This window comes from Actibacterium lipolyticum, from assembly GCF_900184935.1.
In the GTDB taxonomy this organism is placed as follows: Bacteria; Pseudomonadota; Alphaproteobacteria; order Rhodobacterales; family Rhodobacteraceae; genus Actibacterium_A; species Actibacterium_A lipolyticum.
Genome location: NZ_FXYE01000002.1, coordinates 1729052 through 1745064 on the forward strand (window position 1 = coordinate 1729052; position 16013 = coordinate 1745064).

The following is a 16013-nucleotide window of genomic DNA, read 5'->3' on the forward strand; positions in this document are numbered from 1 at the left end:
ACCATCGGAAAGTCCAAAAAAGTCTTGAGCCAGAGGGGGAAACGAGTAGTTTCTCCCTCCCGGTTGCATGAGGAGCGAGGGAATGAAATTCAGCATCGAACGCGGCACGCTTTTGAAAGCGGTCGGGCAGGCCCAATCGGTTGTTGAGCGGCGCAACACAATTCCGATACTCGCAAACGTTCTGATCGAAGCCGAAGGTGACACTGTCAGTTTCCGCGCAACCGATCTGGACATCGAGGTCGTTGATAAAACAGTTGCACAGGTTGAACGCGCAGGCGCGACAACAGTTTCAGCCGTTACGCTGCACGAAATCGTGCGCAAGCTGCCAGATGGCGCGTTGGTCGATCTGACCGACGACGGCGCATCGGGCCGCCTGACGGTTGAGGCTGGTCGCTCCAACTTCTCTCTGGCGACTTTGCCGAAAGAAGATTTCCCAGTCATGGCCTCGTCTGAATATACGTCCAACTTCGCGGCACCTGCTGCGATGCTGCGGCGGTTGTTCGACAAGTCGAAATTCGCAATCTCGACCGAAGAGACCCGGTATTACCTGAACGGCGTCTACATGCATGTTGCTGACGGCGAAGAAGGTAAGGCCCTTCGTTGCGTTGCGACCGATGGTCACCGTCTGGCCCGGATCGACGCACCGCTTCCCGAAGGAGCGGAAACCATGCCTGGTGTCATCGTACCACGTAAGACTGTGGGCGAGATGCGCAAGCTGTTGGATGATGACGATGTATCCATCGCCGTATCCGTCAGCGAAACCAAGGTGCGGTTTGCGACGCCGGAAATCACGCTGACCTCTAAGGTTATCGACGGCACATTCCCCGACTACACGCGCGTTATCCCACAAGGGAACACCCGCAAGCTGGAAGTGGACGCGGCCGAGTTTGCCAAGGCTGTCGATCGTGTGGCGACTGTTTCGTCCGAACGTTCGCGTGCCGTGAAACTGGCACTGGATGAAGACCGCTTGGTTCTGTCCGTCAACGCGCCCGATGCTGGTGCGGCTGAGGAAGAACTGGCCGTCGCATATGGTGACGAGCGGCTGGAGATCGGTTTCAACGCGAAATACCTGCTGGAAATTGCCAGCCAGGTGGACCGTGAAAACGCCGTGTTCCTGTTCAATTCGGCCGGTGATCCGACATTGATGCGCGAAGGAAATGACACTTCGGCGGTCTATGTCGTGATGCCAATGCGCGTCTAACTTTCTTGCCCTCGGCAAGGATATTTTCACGAAGCAGAAAGGGCAGGCTATGCCCCGGCTTGCCCTTACAGAGCTGACTCTTTCGCATTTCCGGTCGCATAAATCGGCGCGGATGGTGTTAGATGGGCGGCCCGTTGCGATTTACGGGCCGAACGGCGCGGGCAAGACCAATATTCTGGAGGCGATTTCATTGCTGTCCCCGGGGCGCGGATTGCGCCGCGCGGCAGCGGACGAAATTGCGCGCAAGCCAGAGGCGTTGGGTTGGAAAGTCTCTGGTGTTTTGCAGAGTTTACGCCAAATGCACGAGGTTGAGACTTGGGCCGAAAGTGGGTCCTCGCGCACCGTGCGGATTGATGAAAAAGCCGCGGCGCAGGTTGCCCTTGGCCGGATTGCGCGGGTTCTGTGGTTGGTGCCGTCGATGGACCGGCTATGGATCGAAGGGGCCGAAGGGCGCCGCCGGTTTCTGGATCGCCTGACGCTGAGCTTTGAGCCGGGCCATGCCGAGGCCAGCCTGACCTATGAAAAAGCGATGCGAGAGCGGAACCGCCTGTTGAAGGATCAACAACGTGACGCGGTTTGGTATGGCGCGCTAGAGGCGCAGATGGCCAAGGCGGGCGCGGTTATTCAGCAAAACCGCATTGCCGCCCTAAATCGTATCGCAGCCGCACAAGACGGTGCCGAAACGGCGTTTCCCACCGCGACATTGGCGTTGCTTGGGCCGGACAGTACGGAAATTCCAAGCGAAGAGAGCGAATTGTTATCCGCTTTCGCGGCGGGGCGCGGGCAAGACCTTTACGCTGGGCGGACATTGGTCGGGCCGCATCGCGCCGACCTAGAGGCCGTTTACGCGGCCAAAGGTGTTCCCGCAAAGCAATGTTCTACCGGAGAGCAAAAGGCGCTTTTGATCTCGTTGATCCTTGCCAACGCCCGTGCGCTGGCCGAAGATTTCGGCGCGCCACCCTTGCTGTTACTGGACGAGGTCGCCGCCCATCTGGATGCCGGACGCCGCGCGGCGTTATACGATGAAATCTGCGCTCTGGGGGCGCAGGCATGGATGACAGGGACGGGGGCCGAATTGTTCGATTCGCTGGGCGAACGGGCGCAGTATTTTGAAGTCGTCGAAGACGGCGGTATTAGCCAGATTATTGAAAGGCCAACGGAATGACTCCTCAACGTGTGACGTTGATCACCCTAGGTGTGGACGATCTTGAACGCGCAAAAACGTTTTATGCGGCGCTTGGCTGGGTTCCGACCGAGCAAACCGAAGGCGTGGTTTTTTACCAGATCAACGGCATGGTTTTGGGTCTGTTCGGGCGATCCGCATTGGCCGAAGATCAAGGACGGCCCGGCGCCAATCTTGGGACAGGGGCCATGTCACTTGCCCAGAACTTTGCCTCGAAAGACGAAGTGGACGCCGCTTTCGCGCTGGCCGTTAAGTGCGGGGCAACGCCGCTAAAGGCACCCGAGGAGGTGTTTTGGGGCGGCTATTCGGGCTATTATTCCGACCCAGACGGGCATGTCTGGGAAGTTGCGTTTAACCCGTTTTGGCCGCTGAACGACGATGGCAGCCTAACCCTGCCGACACCTGAATGACCGTCAGCGTTGGCGACTTGGCGCTTTATGCAGGTGCGCTGCTTGTCCTGTTTTTGACACCGGGGCCGGTTTGGGTTGCCCTTCTGGCGCGGGCGATGGCGGGTGGCTTTCACGCCGCTTGGCCGTTGGCCCTTGGTGTTGTGGTGGGCGACATGTTATGGCCGCTGCTGGCCATTCTGGGAGTCACTTGGGTCGTTTCGGTCTTCGATGGTTTCATGGCGCTGCTAAGGTTGTTGGCGTGCGCGATATTCCTTTTGATGGGGTACCTGCTGATCAAGAACGCCGACAAATCGATCACGTCGAACAAACGGCTGACAAGGCCGGGCATGTGGGCGGGGTTTATGGCGGGCGTCGCGGTTATATTGGGAAACCCCAAGGCCATCCTGTTCTATATGGGCGTGCTGCCTGGGTTCTTTGACCTGACCGCGGTGACCGGCCCGGACATCGCTGCAATCGTTGCTTTGTCATTCGCTGTGCCGCTGCTTGGCAATCTTGTTCTTGCGCTTTCGATTGATCGTGCGCGTCGGCTTTTGGCATCTGCGCAAGCGATCCGGCGGATGAATTTGGTGGCGGGGTGTTTGCTGATCTTGGTTGGGCTTGTGATCCCCTTCGCGTGACACCAAATCTTGTGCCAGACACGTGACAACCCCCCCAAAACTTCGTATAAAATCACAAAAATACGAAGGAAGAAGCGTATGGCCGAGAACGAGCAAACCCCTGAAGAATACGGCGCGGATTCTATCAAGGTTCTCAAAGGGTTGGAGGCTGTCCGAAAACGCCCCGGTATGTATATCGGCGATACGGACGATGGCTCGGGTCTGCACCATATGGTGTATGAGGTCGTGGATAACGGTATCGACGAGGCACTTGCTGGCCACGCCGACCATGTGACCGTAAAAATTCACGCCGATAACAGCGTTTCCGTGGGCGATAACGGCCGGGGCATTCCGGTTGATATTCATGCCGAAGAAGGCGTTTCCGCGGCCGAGGTTATCATGACCCAGCTGCACGCGGGCGGTAAGTTCGACAGCAATTCGTACAAGGTTTCCGGCGGTCTTCACGGCGTGGGCGTTTCGGTTGTGAACGCGCTTTCCGACTGGCTTGAATTGCGCATCTGGCGCAACGGCAAAGAGCATATCGCCCGGTTTGAACGCGGTGAAACTGCCAAGCACCTAGAGGTGGTGGGCGACGCGAATGGCCGCAAAGGGACCGAGGTGCGCTTCCTTGCATCGACCGACACGTTCTCGAACCTTGAATACAGCTTCAAGACGCTGGAAAACCGCCTGCGGGAACTGGCATTCCTGAACTCGGGCGTGCGTATCATTCTGGAAGATGAACGCCCAGCAGAGCCTCTGCGGGCAGAGCTGTATTACGACGGCGGTGTGAAAGAATTCGTGCGTTACCTTGATCGGCACAAGACAGCCGTGATGGAAGACCCGATCTTTATGACCGGCGAAAAAGACGGCATCGGGGTTGAGGTCGCGATGTGGTGGAACGACAGCTACCATGAAACGGTGCTGCCCTTTACCAACAACATCCCTCAGCGCGATGGCGGTACGCATATGGCGGGCCTGCGGGGCGCGCTGACCCGGACGATCAACAACTACGCCCAATCCAGCGGTATCGCGAAGAAGGAAAAGGTAAGCTTCACCGGCGATGACGCCCGCGAAGGTCTGACTTGCGTGCTGTCGGTAAAAGTACCTGACCCCAAGTTCAGCTCGCAAACCAAAGATAAGCTGGTTAGTTCCGAGGTCCGCCCCGCAGTGGAAAGCCTTGTGAACGAAAAGCTGGCCGAATGGTTCGAAGAAAACCCCGGTCAGGCGCGCCAGATCGTTGGTAAGATCATCGAGGCCGCCTTGGCCCGCGAAGCCGCCCGTAAGGCGCGTGAATTGACGCGGCGCAAAACGGCGATGGATGTTGCTTCGCTTCCCGGAAAGTTGGCGGATTGTCAGGAAAAAGACCCTGCCCTGTCCGAAATCTTCATGGTGGAGGGCGACTCGGCCGGTGGTTCTGCAAAACAGGGCCGTTCACGTAAAAATCAGGCGGTTCTGCCGCTGCGTGGTAAAATTCTGAACGTTGAGCGCGCGCGTTTTGACCGGATGCTGGGCAGCCAAGAGATTGGCACGCTGATCACCGCGCTTGGCACCGGCATTGGGCGGGACGAGTTCGACATCAAGAAACTGCGCTACCACAAGATCGTCATCATGACCGATGCTGATGTGGATGGCGCGCACATCCGAACCTTGTTGCTGACGTTCTTCTTCCGCCAGATGCCTGAAATCATCGAAGGTGGATACCTCTATATCGCGCAGCCACCGCTTTATAAGGTCGCGCGCGGCAAGTCCGAAGTGTACCTGAAAGACCAAGCTGCGTTGGAAGATTACCTGATCCAAATGGGGATCGACGGTGCGGTCCTTCGGCTTGGCTCGGGCGAAGAAATCACCGGTCAGGATCTAAGCCGCGTCGTTGACGAAGCCCGCCAGATGCGCCGCATTTTGCAAGCTTTCCCAACGCATTACCCGGCACACATCCTTGAACAGGCCGCCATTGCCGGTGCGTTCGTTCCAGGCCAGCTTGACGATGACCTGCAAGGCACAGCCGACCGCGTGGCCGAACGCCTTGACCTTGTCGCGCTTGAATACGAACGCGGTTGGGAAGGGCGCCTGACCCAAGATCACGGCCTTCGTTTCGCCCGCCTGTTGCGCGGCGTCGAAGAGGTGCGCACGCTTGACGGCCAAGTCCTTCGGTCCGGCGAGGCACGCCGCCTTGGTGGGTTCACCGAGAAGCTGCAAGAAGTGTACAGCAAGCCCGCAACGCTGATCCGCAAAGACAAGGTTATCCCGATCAACGCCCCTAGTGAGCTGTTGGAATCGATTCTGACCGAAGGTGAAAAAGGTCTGTCGCTGCAACGCTATAAGGGTCTGGGAGAGATGAACCCAGATCAGCTGTGGGAAACCACGCTGGACCCCGAAGCGCGTACATTGTTGCAGGTGAAGATCGAAGACGTGGCCGAGGCTGACGACATCTTTACCAAGCTGATGGGCGACGTCGTAGAACCGCGCCGCGAGTTCATTCAAACGAACGCTCTTAGCGTGGCAAACTTGGATTTCTAAGGCTCTGAAGGTGGCGCATCGATTGTTGCAGTGATCGATGCCTGCCACCCCATTCTTTTAGCCCGGCGCGCCTTACTGGCGCGCCGGGTGTCTTTTATGCGGGCCCTGCGCCCTGTGTGCCGACGTAAACCGAATAGATGGATTGGCTTGCCGCCATGAACAGCCGGTTACGTTTCGGTCCGCCAAAGCAGATGTTCCCACAGATTTCAGGGATGCGAATGCGGCCAAGGAGTGTGCCGTCAGGCGTCCAGACGGTCACGCCTGAATACCCAACATTGCGCCCGGCGTTAGATGACGCCCACACATTGCCCGCCACGTCGCAACGCACGCCATCGGGCCCGCATTTTACGTCATCCACCAAACAGTCGGAAAAGACCCGCCGGTTGCTAAGCGTGTTGTCGTCATTGACGTCAAAGGCAATGATGATGCCTTCGCCGCCGGGTCCGGTATCCCCCGGCCCTTTGCCTGTCGATGCCACGTAGAGCGTCTTGTAGTCCGGTGAAAAGCAAAGCCCGTTGGGATCAGGTGCATCGGCTTCTGTGGCGACACGGGTGACGTTGCCATCGGCGTCTACCCGATAGCAGGCGGTCTCCATCTCGCGCACGGCGTCACCAATTTCTGGCGGTTGACCCAGTCGGTTGTTGAAAAGCCCGTCCGGATTTGACGGACCACCCGCCGCATCTGGCGCGCCTTCGTAAAGCTGGCCACCGTAGGGCGGGTCAGTGAACCAATAACTGCCATCCGGATGCGCGACGATGTCATTGGGGGAGTTGAAACGCTTGCCCTCAAACCGGTCGGCCAAGATCGTTGTGGAGCCGTCGTTTTCATACCGAACGACCCGACGGGTCAAATGTTCGGCCGTCAACTGGCGCCCCTGAAAGTCGAAGCTGTTCCCGTTAGAGTTGTTACTTGGTTCGCGGAACTCGGAAACGTGGCCGTCCTCCTCTAGCCAACGCAGTTGCCGATTGTTGGGGATGTCCGACCAGACCAAATACCGACCCTGTGCATTCCATGCGGGCCCCTCTGCCCAAAGCGCCCCAGTCCAAAGGCGCTGAATCGGCGCATTGGGCTGCATTAGGCCCCAAAACCGATCATCGGCGGCGATTACGTCAGGATCCCAGAAATAAACATTAGGGTCCGCCTTGGGTCCGAAGTTGCGGCGCGGCGTTGTGATCGTGCTGGGTGGCTCTACGGCGCTGCTTTGTGCGTTTGCTGTGCCAGCGGCCAGTGTGGCCGTCGCCGCACCCATGGCAACAAGTGCCTGCCGTCGTGATAAATCTTGATGTTTCAATTTCATATCCTCCTCAAAATCCGTACGCACACGTTATGCGAGAACCCACCCCAGCCAGCGGAAACTCTTGTTGCGAATACGGAGTTGGCGGATATTCGCTTGATCAAGGAGCCTTGGAATTGATGAAATCCACCGCCAAAAACGGGGCCCGAGTCGCGCCCTGAACGCGGTTTCAGAGGCTGGCAGATCAGCGCTGTGCGTGCGGCGTTGCGATTCGTTTTTTGCGCAGAATCGACCCTAACTCAGCCTAAACAGACGTTTTTCCGATTCAGAATCGATCATCTTGATTTGCAAGCGGATTGGGCTTCTGCTGATCAAAAGCGCCAGGCAGACAGGTACGTGATTGTTTGGAAGATAACACCGCTACAGTCGACAACCCCTGTCGAACCCGACAAGGCAAATGTCGCCTAGTATTGGTGTCAGTGGTGAGCCGTGCAGGATTCGAACCTGCGACCCACTGATTAAAAGTCAGTTGCTCTACCAACTGAGCTAACGGCCCACTCGAGGCCCGCTACCTAGAAAATGCAGCCGGGGTGGTCAAGGCATAAAATGCGCTTTTTTCGTAGGTATCTGGATTAACCTCAAACTGCGCGTTATATGCGCCCTATGCGCAAGACGGAAAACACCAGCGGCCTGCCCTTCATGAAAATGCACGGGCTTGGCAATGACTTCGTGGTCATCGACCAGCGGAAAGGCTCTGCCCCGCTGTCGGCGGCGCTTGTTTCGGCCATTGCTGATCGCCACTGGGGCGTGGGATTCGACCAGCTTGCCGTGATCGAGGCTGAGGATGGTGCCGATGCGCGGCTGACGTTCTATAACTCTGACGGTTCGCTTTCCGCTGCTTGTGGCAATGCCACACGCTGTATTGCGCGGTTTATTATGGATGAAACCGGGCAAAACGCGCTGAAACTAGTGACAGAGCGTGGGCTTCTGTTGGCAGAGGATGCCGGGAATGGCCTGACGCGGGTTAACATGGGGGCGCCGCTTCTGGATTGGCAAGAGGTGCCGCTGGCCGAAGCGATGGACACGCTGGAGCTGCCGATCGAAGGTGCGCCAGTGGCCACCGGGATGGGCAACCCGCACTGCACCTTCTTCGTGGATGACGCCGAGGCGATTCCTTTGGAACAGTTCGGCCAGCGTTACGAACACCACCCACTGTATCCCGAACGCACGAATGTAGAGGTGGTGCAGATTCTTTCCGATTCCGAGATTCGCCTGCGGATCTGGGAGCGTGGTACGGGAATCACCTCTGCCTCTGGCTCTTGTTCTTGTGCGGCGGCGGTGGCGGCTGCGCGGCGTGGGCTGACCGGGCGCAAGGTAACGGTGCGCGTGGATGGTGGAACGCTGGAGATTGACTGGCGCGACGATGGCGTCTGGATGACTGGCCCCACAGCGCATGTGTTTACCGGCGAATTTACCCAATCCTTCTTGGATTCGGTCAAATGACAGCCGCGCCCAAGTTCACGACGCTGGGTTGCCGCCTGAACGCGTATGAAACCGAAGCGATGAAAGAGCTTTCGGTAGCCGCCGGTGTGGAAAACGCCGTGGTTGTGAATACCTGCGCGGTGACGGCCGAAGCTGTGCGCAAGGCCCGTCAGGAAATCCGCAAGCTACGCCGCGACAACCCAGAGGCGACGCTGATCGTCACTGGATGTGCTGCGCAGACGGAACCGCAGACGTTTTCGGCGATGGACGAAGTCGATCTGGTGATCGGCAATACCGAAAAGATGCAGGCCGACACTTGGGCAAATATGGCCAAGGGGCCTGATTTCATCGGGCAGACGGAAAAGGTGCAGGTTGATGACATCATGTCTGTCACCGAAACCGCAGGGCACCTGATTGATGGGTTTGGCACCCGCTCTCGCGCTTATGTGCAGGTTCAGAACGGGTGTGACCACCGCTGCACGTTCTGCATCATCCCCTATGGCCGCGGTAATTCGCGCAGTGTGCCTGCGGGCGTTGTGGTGGATCAGATCAAGCGGCTGGTGGATCGCGGGTATAACGAGGTTGTGCTGACCGGGGTCGATCTGACCTCGTGGGGTGCTGACCTGCCTGCAACGCCGAAACTTGGCGATCTGGTGATGCGCATCCTGAAACTGGTGCCCGATCTGCCGCGCCTTCGGATCAGCTCTATCGATTCGATTGAGGTGGATGAAAACCTGATGCAGGCCATCGCGACCGAACCGCGCCTGATGCCCCATCTGCACCTTAGCCTTCAGGCCGGGGATGATATGATCCTGAAACGGATGAAGCGCCGCCACCTGCGCGACGATGCCATCCGTTTCTGCGAAGACGCGCGCAAACTGCGCCCCGATATGACCTATGGCGCCGACATCATCGCCGGTTTCCCGACCGAGACTGAAGCGATGTTCGAAAACTCGCTGAAACTGGTGGAACAGTGTGACCTGACGTGGCTGCACGTCTTCCCCTATTCCGCCCGCGAAGGCACCCCTGCCGCGCGGATGCCTGCCGTGAATGGGAAGGCCATCAAAGACCGTGCCGCGCGCCTGCGTGCCGCCGGTGATGCGCAAGTCGCGCGGCACCTGTCGGCCCAGATGGGCCGCACTCACGCCGTCCTGATGGAAAACCCGCGCATGGGCCGGACGGAACAGTTTACCGAGGTGTCGTTCAGTGTTGATCAGGCCGAAGGGCAAATCGTTCAGGCCACGATCAGCGGTCATTCCGGCCAACAGCTGACGGCCTAACCACTACCGCGCAAAGGGCATGGTTTCTTATGTCGCAACCCATCCTCTATTCCTTCCGCCGCTGCCCCTATGCAATGCGCACGCGCCTTGCGTTGGTCAGTGCCGGGATCACCTGTGAACTGCGCGAAATTCTGTTGCGCGACAAAGCGGCCGCGCTTTTGGCGGCCTCGCCCAAGGGTACGGTGCCTGTGTTGATTGCCGATGACGAAGTGATCGAGGAAAGCTTTGACATCATGCTGTGGGCTTTGCGCCAGAACGACCCCGAAGGCTGGCTGACCATGCCAGAGCAGGGGTTCGATCTGATCGCAGAGGTTGAAGGGCCGTTTAAGACGGCGCTGGACCGTTACAAATACGAAACGCGCTATGACGGGGTTGATACGACTGCGGAGCGTGAAAAGGCCTCTCTTACCTTGCGCAAGATGGATGGGATGCTGAACGGCCCATGGCTGTTCGGCGACACGCCAACGCTTGCCGATATGGCGACCGTAACCTTTGTTCGCCAGTTCGCGAATGTCGATAAAGCATGGTTCGACGCGCAGGCTTGGCCCAACCTGTCACGCTGGCTGACGGATTTTGTTGAGTCTGATCGGTTCGTAGGCATCATGGCGAAATATCCCAAATGGGAGCCCGAACACGCGCCGATATTCTTTCCCACGCCCTAAAAGGTCGCCCAATGCACCCCAATCCAGTTTTCAGAAAAACGACTGACGCGGGGAATATCGCCTTTGCGCAGAAGCGCGCCTTCGGGACGTTGGCGGCGAACGGTGACCTTGGCCCGCTGTTGGCGCATGTGCCGTTTCTATTGTCCGATGATGGCACTGTGTTAGAGGGGCATCTTGTGCGTTCAAACCCATTGGCGCGCGCGCTGCCGCGTGATGGTGTGATGGCGGTGACGGGGCCTTATTCTTACATCTCGCCCGATTGGTACGGCATCGACGATCAGGTGCCGACGTGGAACTACATCGCCGTACATCTGCGCGGCCGGTTAGAGTTGCGCCCCCAAGAAATGCTGCACGATCTGCTGGACCGCCAGTCGGCGTTATTCGAAGCACAGCTTTTGCCCAAGCCCCCGTGGACCTCGGATAAAATGCCGGATGACCTGATGGTTAAGATGATGCGCGCGATTGTGCCGTTTCGGTTGCAGGTCGATTCCATTCAGGGAACGTGGAAGCTGAACCAGAACAAGGCAGACGTCGTTCGCACGTCAGCGGCACAAGAGGTGGCGCAAAACGGTATCGGGTTGGAGCTGGATTGGTTGGCGGACCTTATGCGCGGCGCGACCTGAACGCAGTCATAGACAGGCAGCAAAGCGGCGCCTAACCTCCGGCCAACACGGGAGGATGCAATGCAACTTTTTGATAACCCCGCCTCGCCCTTTTGCAGAAAGGTGAAGGTGTTGCTGCATGAGACGGGCCAGATCGACGATGTTGAAATCCTGTTTGCGGTTGGTCACCCAACGGCACAGGCTGAAATGCCGACGGCCCATAACCCGCTTGGAAAGATTCCATCGCTGTTACGCGATGATGGGCCTGCGATTTACGACAGCCGGGTCATCTGCCGGTTTCTGAATGACCGGGTAGAGGCGAATCTGTATCCCGAAGCGCGCATCTGGGAAACGCTGACGCTTGAAGCCACTGCCGATGGTATCATGGAGGCGGCGCTGCTGATGATCTATGAAGCTCGCTGCCGACCAGAGGATATGCGATCTGCAGAGTGGGTCGATGCGCAGTGGGACAAGGTAGAGCGTGCCTTGGCCGCAATTGAAACCCGTTGGATGAGCCATCTGTCCGGCCCGCTTGATATGGGGCAGATCGCCGTCGGCTGCGCGCTGGGCTATCTGGATTTTCGGCACAGTGCGCGAAACTGGGCCACGACCTTCCCGGCACTGGCGGAATGGTACACCACGTTCGCGCAACGCCCGTCGATGCAGTCAACTGTCCCCACGGGTTAACCGTTAGAACCGCACAGCGACCCCAAGGTTAACGGCGTTGGTCATGATATTGGTCTCCAGTGACCCGCTGTTATCCAGCTCTACCCTGTTTTCGGAATAGGTTGCTTTGTATTCGCCGAACACCGACCAGCGGTCGTTCAGGGCATAGCTGACACCTGCAACGGCTTGCACGGCAGGGCCAGCCAATTGGTATTCTTTGGTTTCGCCGCCCGCTGTTGCCACTTCGACGTGGGGAATTGCGATGCCAAACCCGACGCCCGCATATGGGGTCCATCGGCGGGCATTATCCGGCCAGCGGTAAAAGACGTTCGCCGTGACAATGTTAATCCCATCGCTGAATTCCAGTGTGGAAAACCCATTGGCCGCGCGCGATGCGTCAGTTGCGATAACCTTGGCGTGGTTTAGTTCAACGCCATACCCGACCCGATCATTACGCCACCACGTGACGCGCGCGCCGTAATAGGGGGGCACATCGAACGACTCGCCTTCCCATTTTGCGGTGAAGTTGAAGCTGCCAACGCCGCCGGGGTCGTGCCCGCTTACCCGGCTGCTGGGCGCGGATTGAACGCCACCATAGAGGCTGATCTCTGTTTCGGCCCTAAGCGGGGTTGTGGCGAAAAGGAATAACAAAATTGATGCGATCAAGGTCTTCATGGGAAATATCCACTTCCGTCCAATGATTTCTGAAATTTGATATGGCGGCACGAAATAGGCCGCGTAAGGCTGTAGTATATCACAATTCATCGCGCCCGTGTGAGTAACACATTCAAAATACGGAATAACCACACGGTCGAGCCAATTGCCGCAGGGGGCCTCAATCATGCTGGACGGCTTGCCGGAACGAGTCTACACAACCGCGCATCGGGCCCCCGGCGACCGTAAGGTTTGCCGCTGGCCGCAGGAATGGCCACTTAAGGGAGAAGACTCGTGTCCCAAGCCGAAGACCACGATGGTACTCGCCGCGATTTTCTGTACTACGCGACCGGCGCTGCCGGCGCCGTAACTGCCGGGGCTGCCGTTTGGCCGCTGGTAAATCAGATGAATCCGTCGGCAGACGTCCAGGCACTCAGCTCCATCCGTGTGGATGTTTCGGGCGTAGAGGTCGGCACTCAGCTGACTGTGAAATATTTGGGCAAGCCGGTTTTTATCCGCCGCCGTACCCAAGATGAGATTGACGCGGCGCGCGCCGTGGAACTTTCGGAACTGATCGACCCGATCGCCGAAAACCCGAATCTTCCAAGCGACGCCTCCGCAACGGACGCGAACCGTTCGTTGGACGAAGCTGGCGAATGGTTGGTGATGATCGGCGTTTGTACGCACCTTGGCTGTGTGCCAATCGGTGACGGCGCTGGTGAATTCGGTGGCTGGTTCTGCCCGTGCCACGGTTCGCACTACGACTCGGCCGGCCGTATCCGCAAAGGCCCCGCGCCTGAGAACCTGCATATCCCCGTAGCCGAATTCGTCGACGATACGACGATCAAGCTGGGTTAAGGGAGAGACCGATGTCTGGAATTCCACACGACCACTACGAACCCAAAACCGGTGTCGAAAAATGGATCCACAGCCGCCTGCCGGTTGTTGGCCTGCTTTACGATACCCTGATGATCCCCACACCCAAGAACCTGAACTGGATGTGGATCTGGGGCATTATCCTGACCTTCTGTCTGGCCCTGCAAATCGTGACCGGCATCGTGCTGGCCATGCACTATACCCCGCATGTCGATCTGGCCTTCGCGTCGGTTGAACACATCATGCGTGACGTAAACGGCGGCTATATGCTGCGGTATCTGCACGCGAACGGCGCATCGCTGTTCTTCGTTGCGGTTTACATGCACATCTTCCGCGGCCTGTACTACGGTTCCTACAAAGCCCCGCGTGAGATCACGTGGATCATCGGTATGCTGATCTATCTGATGATGATGGGCACCGCGTTCATGGGTTACGTTCTGCCATGGGGTCAGATGTCGTTCTGGGGCGCTACGGTTATTACCGGCCTGTTCGGCGCGATCCCGTTCATCGGCGAAAGCCTTCAGACTTGGCTGCTGGGCGGCCCTGCTGTTGATAACGCCACGCTGAACCGGTTCTTCTCGCTGCACTATCTGTTGCCGTTCGTTATCGCGGGTCTTGTGATCGTTCACATCTGGGCGTTCCACTCGACAGGTAACAACAACCCAACGGGTGTTGATGTTCGCCGCACGTCGAAAGCCGAAGCACAGAAAGACACACTGCCGTTCTGGCCCTACTTCGTGATGAAAGACCTGTTCGCGCTGGCCGTGATCTTGGTTGTGTTCTTTGCGATCGTCGGCTTCATGCCAAACTACCTTGGTCACCCCGATAACTACATCGAGGCGAACGCACTGGCGACACCTGCGCACATCGTTCCAGAATGGTACTTCTTGCCGTTCTACGCGATCCTGCGTGCGTTTACGTCCGAAGTATGGGCTGTGCAGCTTGTTCAGTTCGTTACCTTCGGCATCGTTGATGCGAAGTTCTTTGGTGTGGCTGCCATGTTCGGTGCGATCATCGTGATGGCACTGGCACCTTGGCTGGACACATCGTCGGTACGTTCGGGTCGTTACCGCCCAATGTTCAAATGGTGGTTCGCACTGCTGGCTGTCGACTTCATCGTTCTGATGTGGGTTGGCGCACGTGACACGAACTTCCCACACGACTGGATTTCGTTGATTGGCGCGACCTATTGGTTCGCATACTTCCTGGTCATCCTGCCGCTGCTTGGCGTGATCGAGAAACCTGCGGCCCAGCCTGCGACAATCGAAGATGACTTCAACGCCCACTACGGCAAGGGCGGGACCGATGGCGCAGCTGCGCAATCGAACCCGGCCGAGTGAGAGAGAGGATCAAAAACATGATCAAGAAGCTCACCCTTTCGGCGATCTCCGCCCTGGCCCTAACCGCAGGCGCAGCATTTGCGGCGGGCAGCGAAGGCCACACACATGACGTTGACTTCTCGTTCGAAGGGCCATTCGGCAAATTCGACCAGAACCAGCTTCAGCGCGGCCTTCAGGTCTACACCGAAGTCTGCGCGGCCTGTCACGGTCTGAAGTTTGTGCCACTGCGCACGCTGCATGACGAAGGCGGCCCTGCGCTGCCCGAAGATCAGGTTCGTGCTTATGCGGCACAGACCGAAATCTTCGACGCAGAGCTGGACGACTATCGCCCACGCACGCCGACAGATCACTTTGCCGAATCCGGCTTGGAAACAGCGCCTGACCTTAGCCTGATGGCCAAGTCGCGCGCCGGTTTCCACGGCCCGGCCGGTACTGGCTTGGCACAGTTGTTCAAAGGCATCGGTGGCCCAGAGTACATCGTTTCGGTTCTTGCTGGTTACACCGGCGAGGAAAAGACAGAAGCGGGCACAACCTATTACGAAAACACCGCCTTCCCGGGTGGTTGGATCGCAATGGCGCCGCCCCTCTATGGTGAGGACGTAGAGTTCGCCGATGGCCACTCGAACGACCTGCACCACGAAGCCGAAGATGTTGCCGCGTTCCTGATGTGGGCTGCAGAGCCTAAGATGATGGCGCGCAAGCAGGCTGGTTTCACTGGCGTGCTGTTCTTGGTGCTTCTGTCCGTCTTGCTCTACTGGACGAACAAACGCATCTGGGCGCCGGTAAAAGGCAAGAAATAAGACTGATTTCAGAATCACTCTGAACGTAAAAGGCGGGCCTCTGGCCCGCCTTTTTTCTTTCAACCATTGGGTGATTTTGTTTGTTGGTTGTTTTTGGGTTTTGGTGAGTCGTGATTCTTAGGGTTTTGCGTTTTTTGCTGTGGGCGTGGAGTGCGCGGGTTTTTTAAAAGCGACTCTGGAACAGTGGGTTAGCGTTTTTGGTGCGCTGTTTGGGCTGTTGGGGTTAAGGCGTTGGTTGTGGTTGCTTTTTTACGCGCCAGCCACAACTCTGGGTTTACTCGATTGATATTGGGTGCTATTTTTGCGGTAATGCTTCGATATGATTGTGGACGGGCGCGTGTTTTGCGCTGAAAAAGTTGAAATAGGGCGTCTATTCGCCAAAAAGTCTTTGTCCGGGGCGAATTTTCCGCTCATCGGGAAGATATCTATGTTTTAACCTCAAAAAGTCCCGTCGACGCCTTACTTCAGTCAAAGTGTTTTGGGAATTTGCTCAAAGTAGTAACGTATGGA

At 57.7% G+C, this 16013-nt stretch carries 15 protein-coding genes and 1 tRNA gene; 13 read left to right on the top strand and 3 right to left on the bottom strand.

All coding sequences use genetic code 11. The annotated features are described in order from the left end of the window. Positions 1-82: 82 nt before the first annotated feature. From dnaN to gyrB, 5 genes are all read left to right on the top strand, one after another. Positions 83-1201 carry a DNA polymerase III subunit beta gene (gene dnaN / locus COL8621_RS17060; protein WP_093968470.1) on the top strand — a complete coding sequence of 373 codons (1119 nt, stop codon included), beginning with the start codon at positions 83-85 and terminating at the stop codon, positions 1199-1201. A 49-nt stretch (positions 1202-1250) separates the two neighbouring features. After that, a complete protein-coding gene (recF, locus tag COL8621_RS17065; RefSeq protein WP_093968471.1) occupies positions 1251-2366 on the top strand; it encodes a DNA replication/repair protein RecF in 1116 nt (371 codons plus the stop codon). Beyond that, positions 2363-2794 (top strand): VOC family protein, encoded by a 432-nt coding sequence (locus COL8621_RS17070; protein ID WP_093968472.1) that lies wholly within the window; start codon positions 2363-2365, stop codon positions 2792-2794. The genes recF and COL8621_RS17070 overlap by 4 nt, the downstream gene beginning before the upstream one ends. After that, on the top strand, positions 2791-3411 hold the full coding sequence (locus COL8621_RS17075) for a LysE family translocator (RefSeq protein WP_093968473.1): 621 nt from the start codon (positions 2791-2793) through the stop codon (positions 3409-3411). Before COL8621_RS17070 ends, COL8621_RS17075 begins: the two co-directional genes overlap by 4 nt. A 78-nt stretch (positions 3412-3489) precedes the next feature. Beyond that, a complete protein-coding gene (gene gyrB, locus COL8621_RS17080; RefSeq protein WP_093968474.1) occupies positions 3490-5907 on the top strand; it encodes a DNA topoisomerase (ATP-hydrolyzing) subunit B in 2418 nt (805 codons plus the stop codon). A 94-nt stretch (positions 5908-6001) separates the two neighbouring features. On the opposite strand, the gene COL8621_RS17085 is transcribed toward gyrB, so the two are convergent. Both COL8621_RS17085 and COL8621_RS17090 read right to left on the bottom strand, forming a co-directional pair. Beyond that, positions 6002-7198 (bottom strand): SMP-30/gluconolactonase/LRE family protein, encoded by a 1197-nt coding sequence (locus tag COL8621_RS17085; protein ID WP_235823919.1) that lies wholly within the window; start codon positions 7196-7198, stop codon positions 6002-6004. A gap of 423 nt (positions 7199-7621) precedes the next feature. Beyond that, positions 7622-7697, bottom strand: a tRNA-Lys gene (locus tag COL8621_RS17090). 107 nt (positions 7698-7804) lie between these two features. On the opposite strand from COL8621_RS17090, the gene dapF reads away from it, so the two are divergent. Genes dapF through COL8621_RS17115 form a run of 5 tightly spaced genes read left to right on the top strand, consistent with a single transcriptional unit; the run spans position 7805 to position 11854 of the window. Further along, on the top strand, positions 7805-8644 hold the full coding sequence (dapF, locus tag COL8621_RS17095; RefSeq protein ID WP_093968658.1) for a diaminopimelate epimerase: 840 nt from the start codon (positions 7805-7807) through the stop codon (positions 8642-8644). Further along, positions 8641-9903, top strand: a complete 1263-nt coding sequence (mtaB, locus tag COL8621_RS17100) for a tRNA (N(6)-L-threonylcarbamoyladenosine(37)-C(2))-methylthiotransferase MtaB (RefSeq protein WP_093968476.1) — start codon at positions 8641-8643, stop codon at positions 9901-9903. Before dapF ends, mtaB begins: the two co-directional genes overlap by 4 nt. A 29-nt stretch (positions 9904-9932) precedes the next feature. Further along, complete coding sequence (locus COL8621_RS17105; RefSeq protein ID WP_093968477.1) at positions 9933-10565, top strand: glutathione S-transferase; 633 nt, start codon at positions 9933-9935, stop codon at positions 10563-10565. Between the two features lie 11 nt (positions 10566-10576). Further along, the gene (locus COL8621_RS17110) at positions 10577-11188 is read left to right on the top strand and encodes an FMN-binding negative transcriptional regulator (RefSeq protein WP_093968478.1); all 612 of its coding nucleotides are present in this window, start codon (positions 10577-10579) and stop codon (positions 11186-11188) included. Positions 11189-11248: 60 nt separating this feature from the next. After that, positions 11249-11854 (top strand): glutathione S-transferase, encoded by a 606-nt coding sequence (locus COL8621_RS17115; RefSeq protein WP_093968479.1) that lies wholly within the window; start codon positions 11249-11251, stop codon positions 11852-11854. A gap of 3 nt (positions 11855-11857) precedes the next feature. Here the strand turns inward: COL8621_RS17115 and COL8621_RS17120 are convergent, their stop codons facing one another. Next, complete coding sequence (locus COL8621_RS17120; RefSeq protein WP_093968480.1) at positions 11858-12508, bottom strand: outer membrane protein; 651 nt, start codon at positions 12506-12508, stop codon at positions 11858-11860. A 273-nt stretch (positions 12509-12781) separates the two neighbouring features. On the opposite strand from COL8621_RS17120, the gene petA reads away from it, so the two are divergent. From petA to COL8621_RS17135, 3 genes are read left to right on the top strand one after another with little or no spacing between them, the layout of a single operon-like run. Then, positions 12782-13345, top strand: a complete 564-nt coding sequence (gene petA / locus COL8621_RS17125) for a ubiquinol-cytochrome c reductase iron-sulfur subunit (protein ID WP_093968481.1) — start codon at positions 12782-12784, stop codon at positions 13343-13345. An 11-nt stretch (positions 13346-13356) separates the two neighbouring features. Then, a complete protein-coding gene (gene petB, locus COL8621_RS17130) occupies positions 13357-14703 on the top strand; it encodes a cytochrome b (RefSeq protein ID WP_093968482.1) in 1347 nt (448 codons plus the stop codon). Between the two features lie 17 nt (positions 14704-14720). Next, entirely contained in the window at positions 14721-15503 is a 783-nt protein-coding gene (locus COL8621_RS17135) for a cytochrome c1 (RefSeq protein WP_093968483.1), read from the top strand. Positions 15504-16013: the final 510 nt, after the last annotated feature.